The organism is Sphingopyxis sp. 2PD (assembly GCF_005503695.1).
Taxonomy (GTDB): Bacteria; Pseudomonadota; Alphaproteobacteria; order Sphingomonadales; family Sphingomonadaceae; genus Sphingopyxis.
This window is the reverse complement of sequence record NZ_SCMU01000001.1, coordinates 19205-40634: the sequence shown is the minus strand read 5'-3', so window position 1 is coordinate 40634 and position 21430 is coordinate 19205. Positions and strand designations below refer to the sequence as shown.

20 protein-coding genes are annotated in these 21430 nt (G+C 64.5%); 17 read left to right on the top strand and 3 right to left on the bottom strand.

The genetic code is table 11. From position 1 onward, the window contains the following. The first annotated feature begins 344 nt into the window (after nucleotides 1–344). From FFS18_RS00180 to FFS18_RS00155, 5 genes are all read left to right on the top strand, one after another. Nucleotides 345–1544, top strand: coding sequence for a helix-turn-helix transcriptional regulator (locus FFS18_RS00180; protein WP_137869259.1), 1200 nt, complete (start codon nucleotides 345–347; stop codon nucleotides 1542–1544). 2 nt (nucleotides 1545–1546) lie between these two features. Then, nucleotides 1547–3343 (top strand): type I secretion system permease/ATPase, encoded by a 1797-nt coding sequence (locus FFS18_RS00175; protein ID WP_120216686.1) that lies wholly within the window; start codon nucleotides 1547–1549, stop codon nucleotides 3341–3343. After that, entirely contained in the window at nucleotides 3340–4704 is a 1365-nt protein-coding gene (locus tag FFS18_RS00170) for an HlyD family type I secretion periplasmic adaptor subunit (protein ID WP_137869258.1), read from the top strand. Before FFS18_RS00175 ends, FFS18_RS00170 begins: the two co-directional genes overlap by 4 nt. Nucleotides 4705–4782: 78 nt before the next feature. After that, nucleotides 4783–7005 (top strand): BamA/OMP85 family outer membrane protein, encoded by a 2223-nt coding sequence (locus FFS18_RS00165; RefSeq protein ID WP_137869257.1) that lies wholly within the window; start codon nucleotides 4783–4785, stop codon nucleotides 7003–7005. 268 nt (nucleotides 7006–7273) lie between these two features. Beyond that, nucleotides 7274–7690 (top strand): helix-turn-helix domain-containing protein, encoded by a 417-nt coding sequence (locus FFS18_RS00155; protein WP_137869255.1) that lies wholly within the window; start codon nucleotides 7274–7276, stop codon nucleotides 7688–7690. 15 nt (nucleotides 7691–7705) lie between these two features. On the opposite strand, the gene FFS18_RS00150 is transcribed toward FFS18_RS00155, so the two are convergent. Further along, on the bottom strand, nucleotides 7706–8791 hold the full coding sequence (locus FFS18_RS00150; protein ID WP_249340231.1) for a 2OG-Fe(II) oxygenase: 1086 nt from the start codon (nucleotides 8789–8791) through the stop codon (nucleotides 7706–7708). A gap of 230 nt (nucleotides 8792–9021) precedes the next feature. On the opposite strand from FFS18_RS00150, the gene FFS18_RS00145 reads away from it, so the two are divergent. Next, nucleotides 9022–9834, top strand: a complete 813-nt coding sequence (locus FFS18_RS00145; RefSeq protein ID WP_137869253.1) for a universal stress protein — start codon at nucleotides 9022–9024, stop codon at nucleotides 9832–9834. 54 nt (nucleotides 9835–9888) lie between these two features. Then, the gene (locus tag FFS18_RS00140) at nucleotides 9889–10581 is read left to right on the top strand and encodes a Crp/Fnr family transcriptional regulator (protein ID WP_120216679.1); all 693 of its coding nucleotides are present in this window, start codon (nucleotides 9889–9891) and stop codon (nucleotides 10579–10581) included. Nucleotides 10582–10590: 9 nt separating this feature from the next. Here FFS18_RS00140 and FFS18_RS00135 read toward each other — a convergent pair whose 3' ends face one another. Further along, nucleotides 10591–11262, bottom strand: coding sequence for an OmpW/AlkL family protein (locus tag FFS18_RS00135; protein WP_137869252.1), 672 nt, complete (start codon nucleotides 11260–11262; stop codon nucleotides 10591–10593). A 168-nt stretch (nucleotides 11263–11430) separates the two neighbouring features. Here FFS18_RS00135 and ccoN point away from each other — a divergent pair, with 168 nt between their 5' ends. Genes ccoN through hemN form a run of 10 tightly spaced genes read left to right on the top strand, consistent with a single transcriptional unit; the run spans nucleotide 11431 to nucleotide 20701 of the window. After that, a complete protein-coding gene (ccoN, locus tag FFS18_RS00130) occupies nucleotides 11431–13089 on the top strand; it encodes a cytochrome-c oxidase, cbb3-type subunit I (RefSeq protein WP_137869251.1) in 1659 nt (552 codons plus the stop codon). Between the two features lie 11 nt (nucleotides 13090–13100). After that, complete coding sequence (gene ccoO, locus FFS18_RS00125) at nucleotides 13101–13865, top strand: cytochrome-c oxidase, cbb3-type subunit II (protein ID WP_137869250.1); 765 nt, start codon at nucleotides 13101–13103, stop codon at nucleotides 13863–13865. Next, entirely contained in the window at nucleotides 13862–14020 is a 159-nt protein-coding gene (locus FFS18_RS00120) for a cbb3-type cytochrome oxidase subunit 3 (RefSeq protein ID WP_137869249.1), read from the top strand. The genes ccoO and FFS18_RS00120 overlap by 4 nt, the downstream gene beginning before the upstream one ends. After that, a complete protein-coding gene (gene ccoP, locus FFS18_RS00115; RefSeq protein WP_137869248.1) occupies nucleotides 14013–14942 on the top strand; it encodes a cytochrome-c oxidase, cbb3-type subunit III in 930 nt (309 codons plus the stop codon). The genes FFS18_RS00120 and ccoP overlap by 8 nt, the downstream gene beginning before the upstream one ends. After that, a complete protein-coding gene (gene ccoG, locus FFS18_RS00110) occupies nucleotides 14929–16386 on the top strand; it encodes a cytochrome c oxidase accessory protein CcoG (RefSeq protein ID WP_137869247.1) in 1458 nt (485 codons plus the stop codon). Before ccoP ends, ccoG begins: the two co-directional genes overlap by 14 nt. Next, a complete protein-coding gene (locus FFS18_RS00105; protein ID WP_137869246.1) occupies nucleotides 16383–16853 on the top strand; it encodes a FixH family protein in 471 nt (156 codons plus the stop codon). The genes ccoG and FFS18_RS00105 overlap by 4 nt, the downstream gene beginning before the upstream one ends. Further along, nucleotides 16850–18961: a heavy metal translocating P-type ATPase gene (locus FFS18_RS00100; protein ID WP_137869245.1), complete on the top strand. Its 2112-nt coding sequence runs from the start codon at nucleotides 16850–16852 to the stop codon at nucleotides 18959–18961. Before FFS18_RS00105 ends, FFS18_RS00100 begins: the two co-directional genes overlap by 4 nt. Then, the gene (ccoS, locus tag FFS18_RS00095; protein WP_120216672.1) at nucleotides 18958–19113 is read left to right on the top strand and encodes a cbb3-type cytochrome oxidase assembly protein CcoS; all 156 of its coding nucleotides are present in this window, start codon (nucleotides 18958–18960) and stop codon (nucleotides 19111–19113) included. Before FFS18_RS00100 ends, ccoS begins: the two co-directional genes overlap by 4 nt. Continuing rightward, complete coding sequence (locus FFS18_RS00090) at nucleotides 19110–19337, top strand: hypothetical protein (protein ID WP_120216671.1); 228 nt, start codon at nucleotides 19110–19112, stop codon at nucleotides 19335–19337. Before ccoS ends, FFS18_RS00090 begins: the two co-directional genes overlap by 4 nt. Nucleotides 19338–19393: 56 nt before the next feature. Further along, nucleotides 19394–20701, top strand: coding sequence for an oxygen-independent coproporphyrinogen III oxidase (hemN, locus tag FFS18_RS00085; protein ID WP_137869244.1), 1308 nt, complete (start codon nucleotides 19394–19396; stop codon nucleotides 20699–20701). Between the two features lie 33 nt (nucleotides 20702–20734). On the opposite strand, the gene FFS18_RS00080 is transcribed toward hemN, so the two are convergent. Beyond that, nucleotides 20735–21421, bottom strand: a complete 687-nt coding sequence (locus FFS18_RS00080) for an MgtC/SapB family protein (protein ID WP_137869243.1) — start codon at nucleotides 21419–21421, stop codon at nucleotides 20735–20737. Between the last annotated feature and the right edge of the window lie 9 nt (nucleotides 21422–21430).

The following is a 21430-nucleotide window of genomic DNA, read 5'->3' as shown; positions in this document are numbered from 1 at the left end:
CAGATTCGAGTGCCGACCCCTCTTTTGTGTAGTTACCAAAGAGTAATGTGCGGTGGCGGAACGGGAAACTACTCTAACGGATATGTCCGAGGGGGTAATAGACTCAATCCGCCGAATCGAAATAGACAAAGCTCGTCGCCAGCATCCGTCATGGCAGGCGACGCTATCGAGAGATTCGCATCAATCGACAGCCAACGCCGGGAAAAAAAGGCTTCAGGCAATCCCGGTGGGCGCGTGCATTCTGGCCCGTAACCAGAGCATTGCGTCAGACATCATGGTCGCGCGTGAAACGCCCGTTGCGAGGTTGAGCCTTGCTTCGGGGACGATGTTTTTTGGGGGCCATAATGTCTGCGACAATGGAATTTTCGACGCAGTATGCAGAATCAATCCGCGACGATGCCCATTTGTTCGAGGGGGTGTCGGAAAGCGAAAACCATGACGTCATGGCGGACCATCCGCTGTCGGTCGATGTCGCCGCGAACACCCGGCGGCTTTGGCACGATTATCTGGCACAATTTGATGTCGCATCGGCGATTTTGACCGTCACCTTGCCGGGCGTCGGGCATCAACGCCACGCGTTTTTGATCGGCTTTGATCAGGTGCGCGGCAACGCCGCCGCCACCCGGCGCCTGCTGGCGATGGTGGAAGACGTCTGGGTGCGGATCGGTGAGCAGCCGGTGCATCATTTCCAATTCTCGGGCGCCCTCTTCGGTGCGACGAACGGCCCCGTCGATGCCGACGCCGACAGTCCGCTCCACAATGGCATCGCGATCCAGATGAAGCGCGAGGGCAAAGTCATTCGCGCGCTGTTCTTTCGCGAGGGCGGCGGGGAACATTTCGGCGATCGCGATGCCGCATCGCTGCAACTGATCGCGCCGCTGCTCGCCGAATCGGCGACCGGCGTGGCGCAGCTGGCGCAGCAGTCGCAGCGTTCCGCCATGCTGGAGGGAATGTTCGACCGGGTATCGATGGCGATGGCGCTGTTGTCGGCCGACGCGCAGCCCTTGTTCCTGAACAGTGCCGCGACCGGACTGGTTGAACAAAGAAAATGGCTGATCCGCGCCGCGGACGGCGCGATCGTCGCCGCCGATCCGGCACAGGCCAAGCAGCTGCGCGAGAGCATCCGCCGCGCCGCCACCGCGGCGCCCGATGCGCCGGTAGAAGATGTTTTCCGGCTCGATTGCCGCGATGGCGAATGGCGCCTCGCCTATGTCATCTCGGCCAAATCGCGCACCGGGGACAGCATGACGCGCTGCGCCATGGTCATCATCATGGGGCCGGGCAAGGTCGATGCACCGACCTCGCTGCTCGAAGCGCTCGGCTTGCTCCCGTCCGAGCAGCGGTTTCTGGGGCATTTCCTGAAATCGAGCAGCCTGTGCAACGCGGCCGAAGGGTGCGGCCTGTCAGAGGAAACCGCGCGCACCTATTTGAAGCGCGTCCGCGCGAAGCTGGGGGTTCACCGCCAGATGGAACTGGCCGGATTGATCTCGGGATTGGTGCTGCCGCTCAACGCTGCGGATAGCTCTGCGCAACTGGGACGATAAACATGTCCTGGAATCCTCTCGCCGCGGGGCGGGCGTCCGACAATCCGGACAATCTGCTCAAAAAGCTCCTGATCCCGCAAAAGCCGATTGCGGTCCGGCTCATCCTGTTCTCGGCGATCACCAACATGGCGGCGCTCGCCATGTCGCTTTACATGATGCAGGTCTTTGATCGCGTCCTGACCAGCCAGAGCAAGGATACGCTGTTCTTCCTCGCGCTCGCGATCACGCTGGTCGTGGCATTGGGCTCGATGCTCGACGGCATCCGGCAGCAGGTGGCCAACCGGGTCGGGACCTGGCTGGCGCAGCAATTGGGACCGACCTTGCTGCTGCGTTCGCTCGAGCAACGGCTGATCGCGCCGAACGTGCGGCTCGAAGCGCTCCGCGAACTGACGCAGGTCAAGAATTTCATCTCGACCCCCACGGTGTTCAGTGTCGTCGATATGCTGTGGGTGCCGCTTTACCTGCTCGTCGTTTTCTTGCTGCACCCGGTCTTTGGGCTGCTGTCGGCCGTCGGTGCCGCGATGCTGTTCGGCCTGACCTGGTACAATGAACGGATCACGCGCACGGCGATCCGCGACACCCAGGCGCTTGCCACCGCGAACATGCAATATGCCGAATCGCTGGTACGCAACAGCGAAGTCATCGACGCGATGGGGATGGGCAAGGACACCATCGCGCATTGGCGCGAGCGCTACATTGCCGAAACCGAAGCGGTCGACGGGACGCAGTTTCAATCGAGCAAGATCCTGGCGTGGATGAAATTCGTCCGCAATCTCGTACAGGTTGCCGTGCTCGGCATAGGGGCGCTGCTGGTGCTCGACCAGCAACTGACCGGCGGCGCGATGATCGCCGGATCGATCCTGATCGCCCGCCTGCTCGCGCCGATCGAAGCGGCGATGAGCTATTGGAAACAATTTGTGCTGGCGCGCGAGAGCCTGCAGCGGCTGTCGCGATTCTGTGACCTGCCGACGCCGCGTCCCTCGCAGATGGCGCTGCCCAAACCGTCCGGAGCAATGGCGGTCGAGAATCTGACCTATGCGGCGCCCGGCATGAAGGGGGCGATTCTGAAGAACGTCAGTTTCGCGATCGCGCCGGGGACGTCGCTGGCGATCGTCGGGCCGTCGGCGTCTGGGAAGACGACCTTGTCACGGCTTCTGGTCGGCGTCCTGAAGCCTTTGTCGGGGCATGTGCGGCTGGATGGCGCCGACACGTTCGACTGGATGCGCAGCGATTTTGGTCCAAATGTCGGCTATCTGCCGCAGGACGTCGAACTGCTGCCTGGATCGATCCGCGAGAATATCGGACGCTTTCGTCCCGATGCCCGCGACGCCGACGTGATCGCGGCGGCGAAGCTGGCCGACTGCCATGAAATGATCCTGCACCTCAATGGCGGCTATGACTGCGTCCTGACCGACGGCGGGCATCAGCTTTCGGGCGGTCAGCGCCAGCGCATCGGGCTGGCGCGCGCGCTGTTCGGGCTACCGCCGCTGATCGTGCTCGACGAACCAAATGCCAGCCTCGATGCGCGCGGCGACGCCGCATTGCTCGCAACGATCAAGAAGCTGAAAACGCTCAACATGACGACGATTATCGTGTCGCACCGCGCCAATCTGCTCGAACTGGCCGACAAGATCTTGCTGATGATGGACGGGCAGGTTGCGAAATTCGGCGATGCCCGGACGGTGGTCGAGGAGATGGCTGGTAAACGGCGATCGATCCCCCCCGGCGAAGCAGTGCCTCCGGGCGGGCCCGGCAAGGCCAATCCGGCGATGTTCAAACAAGGGGGAATGGAGGCATGAACATTCCTTTTCGCCTCGGCGAAGATGGCGATCCGGTGCGTCTCGCGCTGCCATCTCCCGATCATGATGTCGCCGGACCGCGGGTGAACGGCTCGATGCGGCTCGCGCTGCTGTCAATCGGTCTGTTTGTTCTCGCTTTCGCGGTCTGGAGCTGGGCTGCGCCGCTGAATAGCGCGGCGATCGCCAGCGGGTTTCTGGAGGCCGAAGGCGGTGGCCGCCGCACGGTCCAGCATCTGGAAGGCGGCATCGTCCGCCAGTTCCTGGTCAAGGAAGGGCAGGAGGTGCGCGCCGGCCAACCGCTCGTGCTGTTCGACGAGACGCAAAGCGAGGCGTCGGACGCGGCCTTGCGGACGAGCTTTTACGGTCTGCTCGCGCAGGACGCACGGCTCACCGCCGAGCGGTTGGGGCTGCCCACGGTTCGCTATCCCGCCGAACTGCTGGCGGCGGCTGGCGATCCCGAGGTGAAGGAAATCATCGCCGCGTCCAATGCGGAATTCGCCTCGCGGCGTCGCGGCTTGGCGGAACAGGCGCAGATCTTGTCGCAGCGGATCGGACAGTCGAACGCCGATATTCGCAGTTCGGGGGCGCAGATCGCGGCGCTGACCGATCAGGCGAAGCTGCTCGACGACGAACAGATGGGCGTCGACATGCTCGTCGATGAGGGGTTGGAACGCAAGTCCCGACTCCTCGCGCTGCAACGGCAAAAGGCGCTGGTCGACGGCGAACGCGGCAAGCTTACCAACAATCTCGACCGGCTGCGCGATACGATTGGTGAGACGCGCGCGCAGATGGTCTCGCTGCGCGGTCAGATGGTGCTCGAGGCGACCGGCCAGCAGCGTCAGGTTCAGCTCCAGATCGCCGAAGCGCGCGAAAAGCTAACGGTCAGCAGCGATATTCGCACACGCCAACAGGTGGTCGCACCCGTCGCCGGGCGCGTGGCCAATCTGCGGCTGATTACGCCAGGCGGGGTCATCGGCGCCGGGCAGCCGATCCTCGACATCGTTCCGACGTCCGAAAAGATCGTGGTGTCGGCGCGCCTTCGCCCGATCGACATCGACGTGGTTCACAAAGGGCTGAAGGCGGAAATCAAGCTCACGCCGTACAAGGCGCGCGTGATCCCCAATCTGATCGGGACGGTCAAGGAAGTCAGCCCCGATGCGATCTACGACAAGGACGCACAGCAAATCTATTACAAGGTGATCGTCGAGATATCGGCGGCGCAGCTCAAGAAATATCCCGACGTTCAGCTGATGTCTGGGATGCCGGCCGAAGTCTATATCGACCTCGGGTCAAGCTCGCTGCTGCAATATCTGTTCCAGCCGATGATCGACAGTTTCAACCGGTCCTTCCGCGAGGGATGACCCCGACGCGGCTTGGGAGAAGGTGAAGCCGGGACCGGCCGGCATGACAGGGGGAAGAGGTTGGCGGGATACGGAATATTGTTCCGGGGCGTTCACCAGGCGGTGCAAGGCACCGCGCTGGGCGTCGCGGTGATATTCAGTGTCGGCGAAACCGCGCCGCTCTACGCGCGCGAGCGCGAAATCGTCCAGGCCGCGCCCTATGCGACGCTGCGCCAATCGACGGCGATGGCGCGGGTGCTGTCGATCCAGGAAGGGCGCCCGCTCGACGAGGTGCAAGCCGAGTTTGCCGACATGGCGCCGACGCCCAATTCGGACGCCCTCATTCTGACCGCATCGATCGCGCCGGGGCTGGTCGAAGCCCGCGCGCCGATTGCTGCACCCGACGCTGACGCGAAAACGGCGAAGCCCGCTCCGCTCGTCATCGATTGGAATGCGCCGATCGCGCCTTCGGTCGCTTCCGCAAACGCCGCAACCGGCAAGGCGCGGACGGTCGTGCCGCCAAAAACCAGCGTCATCGCTGCTGCTGCGATCGACGAAGCGCTCGCCGAGCTGAATGTCGATGTCGAACGAGCGTTCTGGCTCGGCGATGCCGGCGTTCGGCGGCAGGCGGTCATGGCGCACACCGCGGTGGCGCTGGCGACGGGCGGGGCTGCCTGCGCGGATTGCCTTGCTCCCAAGGCCGCAAAGGTCGCAGCCAAGCGGACCGCGTCGGCATTGCGGCCGATCGCCGCTGCGCGCAGCAGGAAGGCCGCGACGCGCGGCAGTCCGTCCCATGTCGCGGCGAAGGCCGTTCCAAGCGATCTGAAGCCGAGCCTTGCGGTGCGATTCGGACCACCGGCCACGATCACGGCGTTCGACCTGCCTGCACTGCCCGCCGACATGGTCAATCTGGCGTGCGTCGTGGCAGCGCAGAATCGGATGGGGCCGCCGTGCTTCTCGATCGGCGGGGGGCAGCGGGTCGGCCGCAAAGCGGCGGCAGGGATGCGCAAATTCCCGGCCTTCGATGGCGACGTTTCAACCGCGCCATGGCTGGGCGATGCCGATTCGCCCCGCGCCGCTCTGGACGGGCGCCCCGATGCATCGAAGCTTGGCATGCCGTCCGCCGAGCCTGAATATGGCGAGGAAGGTCTCGTCGAAACGGGCATCGACGGCACGACCGGTATCGACGGCGCCGATGGTCAGGCCAGCGAAACCGATCTGCTGTCGATCGAGACGCTGCCGCGCGGCGGCCTCGCTTTTTCAGGCGGCTATTCCTCGCTCGAAGGTCCGGTCGGAACGGTCAAGATCGCGCGCACCAACATCGGTGCCCCTGGCCGCGACATCACCGCGTCGGCGCGCTATTCGAAAATCCAGCGGCTGTTCGAACTCGGTCTGGCCGACGCCAATTTCATGGGCAGCAAGGTGTCGCTGGCGCCGACCTTCTTCTATTCGCGATCGACCGCGGTCGGTTTCGACGCCCAAAGCAAATCGTCGGTGTTTCGGCAGACCGCGCGGGGGGTCAATTTCTATGCCGGCAAACCGCTGGCGCGCGGCTTGCGGGTCGCGGCCAATTACCGATATTCGGACGAGGATTTCCTGATCCGTCAGAAAAATGCGCAATGCGACGTGGGGCTGCATGGAAGCCCGTTTTGCAACGACCTGGGCCGCTCGACCAGTTCGGTCCTGAGCGTCGGCCTTGTGCTCGATCGGCGCGACCGAGCCGTCGATCCCACGCGTGGATTCCAGCTTCGCCTGACCCCCGAGATCGCCGGACCGGGCGGAACCTCGCGCTATGCCCGGATCCGGGTCAGCGGCAATTTCCATCACCGCATCGGAGATATGTTTGACGTTTCGCTCGGCCTAGAGGGCGGGATGATGGAAGCGATCGGCGGTCGGACGATCCCGCTGTTTGACCGCTTCTACATCGGCGGCAACAGCATGCGCGGTTTCGACCTGCGCGGGATCGGACCTAAGGTCGTGCCGCTGAAGGCGCCGGTTGCACCCCCGACGGCGATTGGCGGCCGTGCCTATTATGTCGGTCGGTTGGAAGTCGCGTTTCGGATCGAGGGCGCGATGCAGAAATTCGGCGTTTCGCCCAGCGTCTTTGTCGACGCCGGATCGGTGTTTGGCGCGTCGAAGAGCGAATTGATCGCGGGTGAGCGGCTGATCGGAAATTCGGCCAAGCCGCGCGTCGCGGTCGGCTTCGGACTGGCATTCAATGCCGGGCCCGGCAAGCTACGCTTCAACATTGCCCAGCCCGTTGTGAGGCAGGACGGTGATCGTTCGAAAAAATTCTCGATCTCTTTGGGAACCGCTTTCTAACCCTTGAGCGCCGCAACCGGCCGCCCATCACCCCCGAAATTGTGCAATCGCGGGACAGGCCGATTTTTCGATGTCCCCATCGGGGAATGACGAAAAACCGCGATTTCTGGCACTTTGAATTCGATCGTGGCGCGGGACTTGAGGGGGCGTCAATGGATATGAACGTCATCGGCAAGAGCGGTGCTTTTTCAAGCCGCGCCGAAGCCGGGCCGAGCCGGGGGTCGCAACCGCCCGCCGCGGCACGGAAACTGCGGGCGTTGCATCGCCCATGAGCGCCTCGGCCCGCCCCATCGAGTATGACGCGGCCGAGCCCCTGCCGACGCGGCTTCGCCGTTATCGCGAACAATGCGGCATCAGCCGGTCAGAGCTTGCGATGCGGACCGGCCTCAGCAGACCGACGATCTGGGCTTGGGAGTCGGGCAAGACGCAGCCGCGGCTCAGCAACCTGCGGGTGCTGGCGAGCGTGCTTGGGATCTCGCAACTCGAACTGGTCGGCGGGCTCGAGGCGGCGGTCCCGGACGACGAAGTCGATGTGATGCTGGAGACGGGGTGGGAACATGGCGAAATTCCGGCCGGGCTGGCGAATCCGCAGCGGCTGAGCATCATGATCTACGCAGCCAAGCTCAGCATTGCGGCGCTCGCCGGGATCAAGCCGCAGAACGTGAAAATTTCGATCGAGCTTTGAAGCGCTCAGCTCCGGCTATTGCCGATAGGCGCCGACCCCTTCACCCAGGAACTGGTTGTTCGCCTCGCGCTGCGCCGCTGCCTCGTCGTCATAGAGAAAGGGCAGAAAGGCGTAACGCCGTCCGCGCGTGACCGGCGTCGCTTCGTGGAGCAGGCCGCAACCGAACACGATCGCGCCGCCGGGGGCCGGGCGATAGGTGCGCGTGCCGAATTCGGGGAAGCGCAGCTCGCCGCCGTCGAAATCGTCATTGAGGTTGATCGTGACCGCAAAGCGGCGGTGCGCGGTGCCCATGGTGGTGTTGTCGCGGTGGGCGCGAAAATGGCCGGCGACCGATGCATCGTAACAGGCGACGATGTAGCGTTCCATGCGCGTCGCGTCGAAATTGAACGCGCGCTGGATCACCGGGCGCAGGCAATGGTTCACGCGGGCGCTCAGGGCGCGGCAGAAGGCCTGGTCCCTGATGGTGACATCCGAACGGCGCTTGTGGCCATGATCGATCACCGACACCGTCTTGCCGTCGACTTCGCGCATGAACCCCGAGTCCCGTCCGCCTTCGGCGTCGTAAAGCTCGATCAGGCGCTGACAGGTCGCGCGATCAAATACGCGCGGCACCGACAGCACTGGCGCCCAGTCTTCAGGCTTCCCCTCTTCGGCGAGGCGATCGATCAGCGCGAGTGCCTTGTCGGCGTCGGGCAAATGATAGCGTCCCGCGACGCGCAACTGCCGGTCCAGAACCATGATATAGGGTTCGTAATGATCGCTGCCCGAAAGGCTCGCTCCATATGCCTCGCTGACCGCCCGATCACTGTCGAGGATATAGCGGATACCAGGGATCCGCGTCTTGATCCGCTCTGCCGTGTGGTCGTCGGCATCGACGGTCACGCCGAAAAAGCAGCTGCGCGTGTCGTCAAAGCGCTCGGGGTCGGTCATCAGCTGGGCATGAGCAGCGCGGACGCGATCACGGGTCGCCGACCCCATGAAAAACAGCAAGACGGCTCGTCCGGCCACGGTGTGAAAAGTATATTGCGGGTTGACGTCCAGAACATGCGCCTTGAACCAAGGTGCAGCCGATCCGACAATCGGTTTCGGAATTGAATCCACTGTCGTTGCAGATTGTAACATGAACTTGCCCCTGCCCCCGCACGATGCCGAAATTTTTTAGCATTAGGGACAAATGCGTACAAGCTATCCCAAAGGCTTAAGCGGCACGACTGTCCCAATTTCGGCGCGTCGGGATCACCATTACTTGCGCCGCACCGCGCATTTTGACCGCGATCAATGACTCGGCGTCCGTCGCCGTGTCTTGTCCCTGTTCCAGCAGGAGATCTGACGTGCGCAATATCTTGATTCACGCCGATGACGGTCCCGGAATGCCCGCGCGACTGGAGAGCGGGCTGGCGATCGGGCGGCGGCATCGATCGCATCTGGATCTGGTGATCAGCTCGCCATTTCAGCAGTTTATCGCGACCGACCCGTTCGGCGGCATGTACCTGGCGGGCGAGCAGCTGGCCAAGGCACAGGCGGCCGACATTGCGCTCGACCGGCGACTGCGGGCCGACCTGGAACGCGAAGATGTGCCATGGGAGGTGACGCTGGCCGATGGCGACGTCCTGGCGACGCTGACGCTGGCCGCGACGCTGGCCGATCTGGTCATCGTCTCGCTCGGCACCGCCGATCGGCGCCGGAGCTTTACGCCGCCGATGATGGCGGGGGACCTCGCGATGGCGGTCCCGGCACCGGTGCTTGCCATCCCCGAACCTTGTGGTCCGATCGACCTCGATGCGCCGGTGATGATCGCGTGGAATGGCAGTCCGCAAGCCGCGCACGCGCTGCGCGCCGCGGTGCCGCTGATGCGCGATGCGGCGCAGGTGATCATGGTCATGGTCGGTGAGGAGGAGGGGCTGGTCGCCGCCGACGATGCGCTGCGTTACCTGTCGCGCCACGAACGCCATGCCGAGCTACGCCATGTCGAGCGCGGGGTCGAAACGATCGAGGAAGCGCTCGAACGGACCGCGCGCGACATCGGGGCCGGTCTCATCGTGATGGGCGCGTTCGGCCATACCCGCCTTCGCGAGACATTCTTCGGCGGGGTAACCCGATATTTGCTGGAATCGGCGCCAGCGCCGTTGCTGCTGATGCACTGATCGCTACAGGCGGCTCGGCTTTCCAAAATCGCGGCGCTGTTGTACGGCGGCGACATGACCGATTGTTCTGCCTGCGTCGTTCGGAACCGCGCCATTTGCGCGAGCCTGAACGCGACGGAAATTCTGGCGCTCGGCAAAATGGGGCGCAAACAAAAGGTTCGCCAGGGGCAGACATTGCTGTGGGAGGGCGACGGCGCACCGGTTGTCGCCAATGTCCTGACCGGCGTGTTGAAGCTGGTCGTTTCGACCGCCGATGGCCGCGAGCAGATTGTCGGGGTGGTGTTCCCGTCGGACTTCATTGGCCGACCGTTCGGCAAGGAAAGCCCCTATAGCGTCACCGCGATGACCGATGCCGAGGTGTGCATTTTCAACCGCAACAATTTTGACGAGTTTGCCAGCTCGCACCCCGACCTTCAGCAGAAACTGCTGCGCCGCACGCTCGACGAGCTTGACCGCGCGCGGCACTGGATGATGCTGCTCGGCCGCAAGTCGGCGTCGGAGAAAGTCGCGTCGTTTCTGCTGGAAATGTCCGAGCGCTTGTCGGGGCAGGGATGCGACGCGACGCTGCCCAAGGGCGGCTTCGAGCTACCCTTCGGCCGCCAGCAGATCGCAGACATTCTGGGGCTGACGATTGAGACGACGAGCCGCCAGCTAACCAAGATGCGCGGCGAAGGCGTGCTCGACCTGCCGTCACGCCGCGAGATCGTGATCAACGATCGCGCGGCGATGGAGGCGATGGCGGGCTGACCCGCCGCGTCAGAAGCGGAACGCGAGCCCGGCGCTGACGACCCACGGGTCGATCTTGTGCCGCGTGCGCAGCACCTCGGCCGGACCGGCAAACCAGCGCGCGGTCGAGCGCATGATGTAGCGTTTGGCGTCGAAGGTCACCGACAGCCCCTTGGCGTTCACCGGGACATCGACCCCGGCCTGAAAGGCCACGCCCAGCGAATCGCTCATCTTTTGCTTTGTCGCACCCAGCGCGACCGCGGTTGCACCCGGCTTTTCGTCGATGAAGATGAAATAGCTGGGACCGACGCCGACATAGGGCTTGATGCCGGTGTCTGTTCCGAAATGATATTTCAGCGTCAGCGTCGCCGGCACGATATTCGCATTCGATACCAGACCCGCACCGGCCAGGGCGCCGCGGCCCACGACATCATGCTGGGTCACGCCCGCGATCGTTTCGACCGAGATATTGTCGGCGACGAAATATTCGACCGCGACCGTCGGGACAACATTGTCGTCTGCCTTGGTCTGGGTGCCCGCGGGCAGGCCGATCGCATCGAACTTCACATCCTTGATCTTGCCGTCGGGCGCCACATAGGTCGCGAGCAGCTTGAACTGGACGTCGCCGCTTTTCGCGGCGGCTTGCCCGGGCACCGCCAGCGTTACAGCCAGCGCGGCGAGGGAGAGATATCGGGTTTTCATGGGTATTCGCTCCTGTTGTTGATGGAGCCGTCCCTGCGCCGCCGAGCGCCGCGCCGCATTGATGAAGCGCAAGCAATTTGTTGATCCCGATCAATGTTCCGGCGGTCCGTCGCGTCCATGAGCGAGCCGAAGCGCGGCGCGAGAGCCGCTCCAAGCGGGGACAAGCATATGGACGGTCTGGTAATCAAGGCGGGCGGCTGGCTGGCGCTGGCGCTGCTGGCGCTGGTGATGGCGGCGCTGGCGGTCGATGCGCCCTTTGCGGTGCATATGGGCATCGTCGCCGTCGCGGCGCTGGCCGTGCTGTGGACAACCGTCTCGGGCGCCGATTATGGCGCGATGGCGCGGGGGTTGCTCAAAATGCCCGCCAGCGAGGGCGTCTATGATGACGATCCCGTGCGCTGGGGCGTTATCGCGACCCTGTTCTGGGGCATCGCCGGCATGGGGGCTGGGCTGTTCATCGCGCTCCAGCTTGCGTTCCCGGCGCTCAACTTCAACCTTGAATATACGACCTTCGGGCGGCTGCGCCCGCTGCATACATCGGCGGTGATCTTTGCGTTCGGCGGCAATGCGCTTATCGCGACAAGCTTTTACGTCGTCCAGCGCACCTGCCGCGCGCGGCTCGCTTTTCCGAACCTCGCGCGCTTCGTCTTCTGGGGATACCAGCTGTTCATCGTCCTCGCCGCCACCGGCTATCTGATGGGCGTCACTGCGGCGAAGGAATATGCCGAGCCCGAATGGTATGTCGACCTGTGGCTCACGATCGTCTGGGTCGCCTATCTCGCGGTGTTCGTAGGCACGATCGTGAAGCGCCGCGAGCCGCACATCTATGTCGCGAACTGGTTCTACCTCAGCTTCATCATCACCATCGCGATGCTGCACATCGTCAATAATCTGTCGATGCCCGCCAGCATCTTCGGGTCGAAAAGCTACGCCGCCTTTGCGGGTGTGCAGGATGCGCTGACCCAATGGTGGTATGGGCATAATGCGGTTGGCTTTTTCCTGACCGCGGGCTTCCTCGCGATGATGTATTATTTCGTGCCGAAGCAGGCCGAGCGTCCGGTGTACAGCTACCGCCTGTCGATCATCCACTTCTGGTCGCTGATCTTCCTCTACATCTGGGCGGGGCCGCATCACCTTCATTACACCGCGCTGCCCGACTGGGCGCAGACGCTCGGCATGGTCTTTTCGATCATGCTTTGGATGCCAAGCTGGGGCGGGATGATCAACGGGCTGATGACGCTCAACGGCGCGTGGGACAAGATCCGCACCGATCCGATCATCCGCATGATGGTGATGGCGCTCGCCTTCTACGGCATGAGCACCTTCGAAGGCCCGATGATGTCGATCAAATGGGTCAACTCCATGTCGCATTATACCGACTGGACGATTGGCCATGTCCATTCGGGGGCGCTCGGCTGGAACGGCATGATCACCTTCGCCTGCGTCTATTATCTCGTGCCGCGCCTGTGGGGCCGCGAGCGACTCTATAGCCTGCGCATGGTCAACTGGCACTTTTGGCTCGCGACCGTCGGCATCGTTTTCTACGCCGCGTCGATGTGGGTCGCCGGCATCATGCAGGGGCTGATGTGGCGGGAGTATGGCTCTGACGGCTACCTCGTCTACAGCTTTGCCGAAAGCGTTGCCGCGATGCACCCGATGTATCTGATCCGCGCCGCGGGCGGGGCGATGTATCTCGCGGGCTTCCTCATCATGATTGTCAATGTCTGGGCGACACTCGCCGGGCGGGTCCGCGCCGAAAAGCCGATGACCGAAACCCCTTACAATGCCGCTGCCGACCGCCCGTTGGTCGCTGTCCCCGCCGAATAAGGAGCCGCATGATGGCCACCCAACCCGCCGAAAAGCGCCTCAGCCACAAAAAGCTCGAACGCAATGTGACGCTGCTCGGCTTCTTCTCGCTGATCGCCGTCACCATTGGCGGCATCGTCGAGATCGCGCCGCTGTTCTGGATCGACAACACGATCGAGAAGGTTGACGGCATGCGCCCCTACACCCCGCTCGAATTGGCGGGCCGCAACATCTATATGCGCGAAGGCTGCTATACCTGCCACAGCCAGATGATCCGCCCGTTCCGCGACGAAGTCGAACGCTATGGCCATTACAGCCTAGCGGCCGAGAGTATGTACGACCATCCCTTCCAATGGGGGTCGAAGCGTACCGGCCCCGACCTCGCGCGCGTCGGCGGGCGCTATTCGGACGAGTGGCATAAGGCGCATCTGATCGACCCGCGCAGCGTGGTGCCGGAATCGATCATGCCGCCCTACGCCTTTCTGGCCGAGCGCGACCTTTATGTGGGCGATATGCGGAACGACCTCACCGCACTGTCGCGCGTCGGTGTGCCGTACAGCAAGGAAGCGATTGCCGCCGCGAACGACGATATGAAGGCGCAGGTCGATCCTGCCGCGGGCGTCGAGCTGCAGAAACGCTACCCGAAAGCGCAGGTGCGCGATTTCGACGGCAATCCCGACCGCCTGACCGAAATGGATGCGCTGATCGCCTATCTCCAGATGCTCGGCACGCTCGTCGATGTCGAAAAGGCCGCGCCGCAGGAACAGGGCGCTGCGCCAGAGGAGGTGAAGCGGTGAATTACAACGATCTCCGCCATTTCGCCGACAGCTGGGGGCTGCTCGCGATGACCATTCTGTTCCTTGGCCTGGTTGCCTGGCCGTTCCGCAAGGGCGCCCGCCGCCGCAACGAAGAGGCCGCAACGATGATCTTCAAGGACGACGAGCATGGCTGACAAAAAGCGCATCGACGAGGCCACCGGTACCAGCACCGTCGGTCACGAATGGGACGGTATCGAGGAACTCGACACCCCGATGCCGCGCTGGTGGCTGTGGACCTTTTACGCCTCGATCGTGTGGGCGGCGGGCTATGTCGTCCTCTACCCGGCCTGGCCGATGCTCAACAGCGCGACGCAGGGAATGCTCGGGTGGACCAGCCGTGGCGCGCTGGACCGCGAGATGGAGGCGCAGGCGGCGCGCCGCGCGCCGATCATCAGCGCCATCGCTGCAACGGCGCTGACCGACCTGCCTGCAAACCCCGAACTGATGCAGGCGGCGGTGCAGGGCGGAGCCGCGGCCTTTCGCGTCCATTGCGTACAATGCCATGGTGCGGGCGGCGCGGGGGTCAAGAAGCTCTACCCCAGCCTCACCGACGACGACTGGCTGTGGGGCGGCGACCTTGCGAGCATCGAATATACGATCGCGCACGGGATCCGGAACCCCGATCACAAGGCGACGCGGACCAGCCAGATGCCCGCGTTCGGACGCGACGGGATTCTCGATGCGGCGCAGATCGCCGATGTCGTCAGCCATGTTCGCGTGATCAGCGGGCAGGAAAAACCGAGCGCGGCGGCAGCGCGCGGCAATACGCTGTTCCAGGCGAATTGCGCGGTCTGCCACGGCGCCACGGGCGCGGGCGATCGCGCCGTGGGCGCGCCAAAGCTGACCGACGCTGTCTGGCTCTACGGCGGCGACCGCGACAGCCTGACCGCGACGATCGTGCAACCCCGCAACGGGGTGATGCCGCGCTGGGCGCACCGGATCGACCCGGTGACGGTCAAGATGCTCGCGACCTATGTCTATTCGCTCGGTGGCGGCGAAAAAGCCGCGCCGCAGGTGGCGAACAATGAAGGGCAGGGAGCCAATGGCCAGCCCTGACGACCTGACCGGCGAAAACGCGCCGCTCTATGCGGCGCGCAAAGGCGTCTATCCCAAAAAGGTCTATGGCGCCTTTCGCCGCTTCAAATGGGCGGTCATGGGGATCACGCTCGCCATATATTATGGCACGCCATGGATCCGCTGGGACCGCGGACCCTATGCGCCCGACCAGGCGGTGCTCGTCGATCTCGCGAACCGGCGTTTCTACATGTTCCAGATCGAAATCTGGCCGCATGAATTTTACTACGTCGCGGGCCTGCTCATCATGGCGGGGATCGGGCTGTTCCTCGTCACCAGCGCGGTGGGGCGTGCCTGGTGCGGCTATGCCTGTCCGCAGACGGTGTGGACCGACCTGTTCCAGCATGTCGACCGGCTGGTCGATGGCGACCGCAACGCGCAGATGCGGTTGGCGAACGGCCCATGGACGCTAGAGAAGGTGTCCAAGCGGACCGTCAAATATCTGATCTATCTGACCATCGCCTTCTGGACCGGCGGCGCGTGGATCATGTATTTCGCCGACGCGCCGACGTTGACGGTGAATTTCTGGACCGGGCAGGCGGCACCCATTGCCTATGGTACTGTCGCGGTGCTGACCGCGACGACCTTCGTCCTCGGCGGATTCATGCGCGAACAGGTGTGCATCTATATGTGCCCCTGGCCGCGCATCCAGACCGCGATGATGGACGAAAAATCGCTGCTCGTGACCTATAAGGAGTGGCGCGGTGAACCGCGGGGCAGCGTCAAAAAGGCACAGGCGCATCCCGGCGCGTTCGGCGACTGCATCGATTGCAATCAATGTGTTGCGGTGTGTCCCACTGGTATCGACATTCGCGAAGGGCCGCAGATCGGCTGCATCACCTGCGCGCTGTGCATCGATGCCTGCGACGATGTGATGGGGCAGATCGGGCGACCGCGCGGGCTGATCGACTATTGCACGCTCGACGATGCCGCGGTCGAAAAGGCGGGCGGCATCGGCAAACCGGTGATGAAAACGCTGCTTCGCCCGCGCACCCTGATCTATTTCTGCATCTGGTGCGCGATCGGCGCTGCCATGCTGTTTTCGCTCGGTCAGCGCACGCGGCTCGACCTCGCGGTGCAGCACGAGCGCAGCCCGCTCTATGTCCAGCTGTCGGACGGCCACATTCGCAACAATTACACGCTGAAATTGCGCAACATGGAAACGCGCCCGCGCCGCGTGGCGGTGACGGTCGATGCCCTCGCGGGGGCGGCGGTTTGGACCGAAAACGGATCGCGCGAGACCGCCACCCGGCGCGTCGAGATCGCGCTCGCACCCGACAGCGTGACCCGCGTGAAATTGTTCGTTGCGGCGCCGGGCGAGGGTCCGGCGCGGCAGGATTTCACCATCGCAACGCGCGGCCTTGACGGCGACCCGCGCGGCGACAGCGATATCATCCAGTTCGATCGGCCGGAGGCAGGACAATGACAGGCAAACCGATGCGGGGGGGCTTTACCGGTCGGCACATGGCCGCGATCCTCGTCAGCTTCTTTGCTGTCGTCATCACGGTCAATTTCGCGATGGCGCGGTTCGCGATGTCGACCTTCGGCGGCAAGGTGGTCGAAAACAGCTATGTCGCGAGCCAGCACTATAATGTCTGGCTGGCGCGCGCCGCGGCGCAGGACCGGTTGGGATGGACGCCGAAAATCTCGCTTGATGCGGGTCGCCATGTTCGCGTCGAAATTCGCAAGGATGACCGACCGCTGAGCGACCTGCGCGTCGCTGCAACCGCCCGCCATCCTCTCGGGCGCACCGCCCCTTTCACCCTGCGGTTCGAAGCGGTGGAGGATGGCGCGTGGCGCTCGGTTGAGCCGCTGGCGATAGGGCGCCAGCGGCTCGACATCGTCGTCGGTCGGGGGACCGACGAGGCGCGTTATCGGATGGACATGCAATGACCGCGGTAGCCCTCATCGAACGCGATTTCGCCGTTCCGGACATCCGATGCGCGGGGTGCATCGCCAAGCTGGAGCAGGGGCTGGTACGCGATCGCCGCATCGCGTCGGCGCGCGTGAATTTCACCGAAAAGCGCGTCCACCTGTCCTGCGTTCCCGATGCCGAAATGCCGGACCTGATCGGCGCGTTCACGACATTGGGGTTCGAGGCGCACCCGATCGGCAATGCGTTGGGCGATGCCGATCCGGCGGCGGCAGACAGCCGGGAACTGCTCCGCGCGGTTGCCGTTTCCGGCTTCGCGATGATGAACATCATGCTGCTTTCGGTATCGGTGTGGTCGGGGGCATCGGGCGCGACGCGCGACCTGTTTCACTGGCTTTCAGCGATGATCGCGCTGCCGACGATCGCCTATGCCGGGCGGCCATTCTTCCGCTCGGCGTGGCGCGCGCTGCGTCATCGTCAGACGAACATGGACGTGCCGATCAGTATCGGCGTCCTCATCACCACCGGGCTCAGCCTGTTCGAGACCGCGACCAGCGGCCCGCACGCCTATTTCGACGGCGTCGTCATGCTGCTGTTTTTCCTGCTCTGTGGTCGCTGGCTGGACAGCGTGATGCGCGACCGCGCGCGCGGCGGCGTCACGGCTTTGCTGCGCAACATGGGTACCGGCGCGATGGTGCTGGGCGACGACGGCAAAAGCCGCTGGACCGATGCCACCGCGCTCGAGCCCGGCATGGTGATGCTGGTGGCCGCGGGCGAGCGGCTCGCCGCCGACGGCGCGGTCCTTCGCGGCACAAGTCGGCTCGATCTGTCGCTGCTGACCGGCGAAAGCGCGCCGCAACTGGTCCGCGTCGACGACCGCGTTCATGCCGGTACGCTCAACCTCGATGCGCCGATCGAGGTCCGGGTTTCGGCGGTCGGCGGCGACACCGCGCTGGCCGACATCGCGCGCCTGATGGGCGAAGCGGCACAGGGCAAGTCTCGCTATGTCCGCATCGCCGACCGCGCCGCGCGGCTCTATGCCCCCGCGGTTCATGCGCTGGCGCTGCTGGCCTTCATCGGCTGGATGATAGCCGGGGCGGGGTGGCATCACAGCCTGCTGATCGCGGTTGCGGTGCTGATCATCACCTGTCCCTGCGCGCTCGGCCTGGCCGTCCCCGCAGCGCAGATAGTCGCGGCGGGGGCGCTGATGCGCGTCGGAGTGCTGATCAAGGACGGGTCGGCGCTCGAACGATTGGCCGAGGTTGATCGCGCCATGATCGACAAAACCGGTACGCTGACGCTGGGCCGCCCCGAGGCGCGCGATCTCGAACGCCTCGACCCGCAGCTCCAGTCGCTTGCCCTCGCGCTGGCGCAGGCCAGCCGCCACCCGCTCAGCGAAGCGCTGACGCGCGGCCTGCAAGCGCTCGACGTCGCGCGCCCCGATGTCCATTCGATCCGCGAAACCCCGGGCTTTGGCGTCGAAGCGAAATGGGGTGACCATATCGTCACCCTCGGCCGCCCGGGCGATCCGGTCGAGGGTGACGCCCTCGCAACGCAGCTGTCGATCGACGGCGCGCTCGCCGCGACCATCGGTTTCGCCGATCGCCTGCGTCCCGATGCGCGCGCCGCGATGGACGCGCTGCGTGCCGACGGCATCGATGTGTCGATCCTCAGCGGCGATCGCGCTGCTGCGGTGGCTCCCGTCGCCCGCGAACTGGCGATGACCGCACAAACGGGGATGAGTCCGCAGGACAAGCTGGCGGCGCTCGCGCGGCAAAGCGCGGCGCACAGGGTGTTGATGATCGGCGACGGATTGAACGACGGTCCGGCACTCGCGGCTGGGCACGCATCGATGGCGCCGGGATCGGCCAGCGATGTCGGCAAAAATGCCGCCGACTGCATTTTTCTCGGTGACCGGTTGATGCCGATCGTCGCGGCGCTGCGCATGGCGCGGCGCACGCAGGCGATCGTCCGGCAGAATTTCGTCCTCGCGATCGGTTATAATGTGATCGCGGTGCCGCTGGCCTTCCTCGGCTATGTCACCCCGCTCGTCGCGGCGCTCGCGATGTCGGGTTCGTCGCTGATCGTCGTCGGCAACGCGATGCGGCTCAAAAGGGCGATCCGGTGAACGGCCTCGCGCTGCTGATCCCGATCGCGCTCGGGCTGGGGCTGCTCGGGCTTGCGGCTTTTTTCTGGTCGCTGCGCCGCGGCCAGTTCGACGACCTCGATGGCGCGGCGCTGCGCATCTTTGTCGAGGATGAAGAGGAGGGGGCGGCATGATCGGCCGCGCCTGCGCGTCGCTGGCCGGCGCAACCGCGCTCGCATTGACGCCGCTGACGGTCGATGCCCGGATGCTGATCATTCCCGATTGCGGCGGCGGTCGCCACATGCTGCTGGTGCCGGACGGATCGGACAAGCCGGGCAGCGACAGCTGCGCCAAGGCGTGTCACGCAATGACCGATCGGCGCAGCAAGTCGGCAGGCGTTCGGAAGGGCTGCTGCTGATGAGGCCGTTGATCTGCGTCAATGCGGTCGCGCGCGCCTCCGCCTAATTGCCCCCTATGTGGAGTTATCACCCCGATCTTCTGGCTACGCCGGTTCCGCGCTACACCAGCTATCCGACCGCAGTCGAATTTACCGACGCCGTCGGCGCTGACGATTATGCAGCTGCGCTCGACCGGATCGCCTCGGCGACCCCCGTCTCGCTTTACGTCCACATCCCGTTCTGCGACCAGATCTGCTGGTATTGCGGCTGTAACACCGGCGCCGCGAACCGGACCCAGCGCCTCGCCGATTATCTGACCGCGCTCCGCTCGGAAATCGCCATGGTCGCCAAACGTCTCGGCGGCCGCGCGCGGGTTCAGCGGATCGCGTTCGGCGGGGGCAGCCCCAACGCCATCGCGCCGGTCGATTTTGTGCGTCTGCTCGACCGTATCCTGACCGTGTTCGACGCCAGCAATCCCGACATTTCGATCGAGATCGATCCGCGCGGTTTTTCTGCCGATTGGGCGCGCGTCCTCGCGGCCTCGTCGGTCGGGCGCGTCAGTCTGGGGGTGCAGACCTTCGCGCCGCAGCTCCAGCAGGCGATCGGACGGATCCAGCCGCTCGCCGACATCGAAAATGCGGTGGCCAGCCTGCGCCTGCGCGGGATCGATGCGATCAATTTCGACCTGATGTACGGCCTTCCCGGGCAAAGCCTTACCGATCTTGACGAAACCCTCGACGAGACGATCCGCCTCGCGCCCAGCCGCGTCGCGCTGTTCGGCTACGCGCATCTACCCGCCATGATCCCGCGCCAGCGCCGGATCGACGCCAGCAATCTGCCCGATCAAAAGCTCCGCTTTGAACAGGCGGCGCTCGGTTTCGACCGGCTGACGGCGGCGGGTTATATCCCGGTCGGTTTCGACCATTTTGCGCTGCCCACCGACACGCTCGCCATTGCGGCGGGCGAGGGGCGGGTGAACCGCAACTTCCAGGGCTTCACCGACGACGACACCGACGTCCTGCTCGGTTTTGGTGCCAGCGCGATCAGCAAATTTCCCGACCTGATCGTCCAGAATGAAAAGCGCGCGGGTCCTTATCGCGACCTGATCGGCGGAGGGCATCTGACTGCGACGCGCGGCGTCGCGGTGGATATGCATGAACGCCAGCGCGCAGCCATCATCCGAGAGCTGTTGTGCCGCGGCAGGGCATCGATCGACAGGCCGCTGGCCCCTGCGGCGCACGTCGTAATGCGCGATTTCGAACGGCGCGGCCTGGTCGCCTGGCACGGCGATGAACTGGTCGTCGACGCGTCCGGTCGCCCCTACGCCCGCCACATTGCGGCACAGTTCGACCGGATTCGCGGTGCCGTTCGGGCCACCGAATGATCGCCATCGGCTGTCGGGCGCCGCCGCCGATAGTCACGCCTGCTGCGGGCGAATTTCGAATCCGGTGGCATTCGGATCGCGCGCCAGCGTGGCGGCCAGTCGCTCGGCATGATCCTCGCTGTACCCATGCGCGATCGCGCCAAATTCGAGGATGTCGTCGGCCATCACTTGGTCGATGGTGATCGATTCCAGCCCGTGCTCGGCAAGGAGAGCGCCAAATTCGCTCAGCGTCATCGCCTCCGACCGGCGGTAACGGGCCTTCAGATGCACGATGCGCTGCTGCGGCGCGCGTCGACCGGTGATCGTGACCGCGGCCAGGACCAGCAAGGTTGCAGCGGCCCCGAAAATTGCCAGTTCATAAAACCCGATCCCGAACAACATTCCCAGTGTTGCCGTCATCCACAGCGACGCCGCGGTGGTCAGTCCCCGAACATTGAACCCTTCGCGAAAGATGACCCCGCCGCAGAGAAAGCCGATGCCGGTCAGAATGCCGTGCGCCATGCGCACCGGATCGATGCGGACAACCTCGATCGGTGCATCGTTTAGCCACGCCATCTGATGCACCGCCGACAGCATCAGCAGGCAGCAGGAAAGGCCGACCAGAATATGCGTCCGCAGCCCCGCAGGACTCGCTCGATACTCGCGCTCCGCGCCGATGATCGCGCTCGCGATGATGGCGCCGACGATCGGCCAAATCAGGTCGGGATCGAGCAGTTCCATTTACGCGCT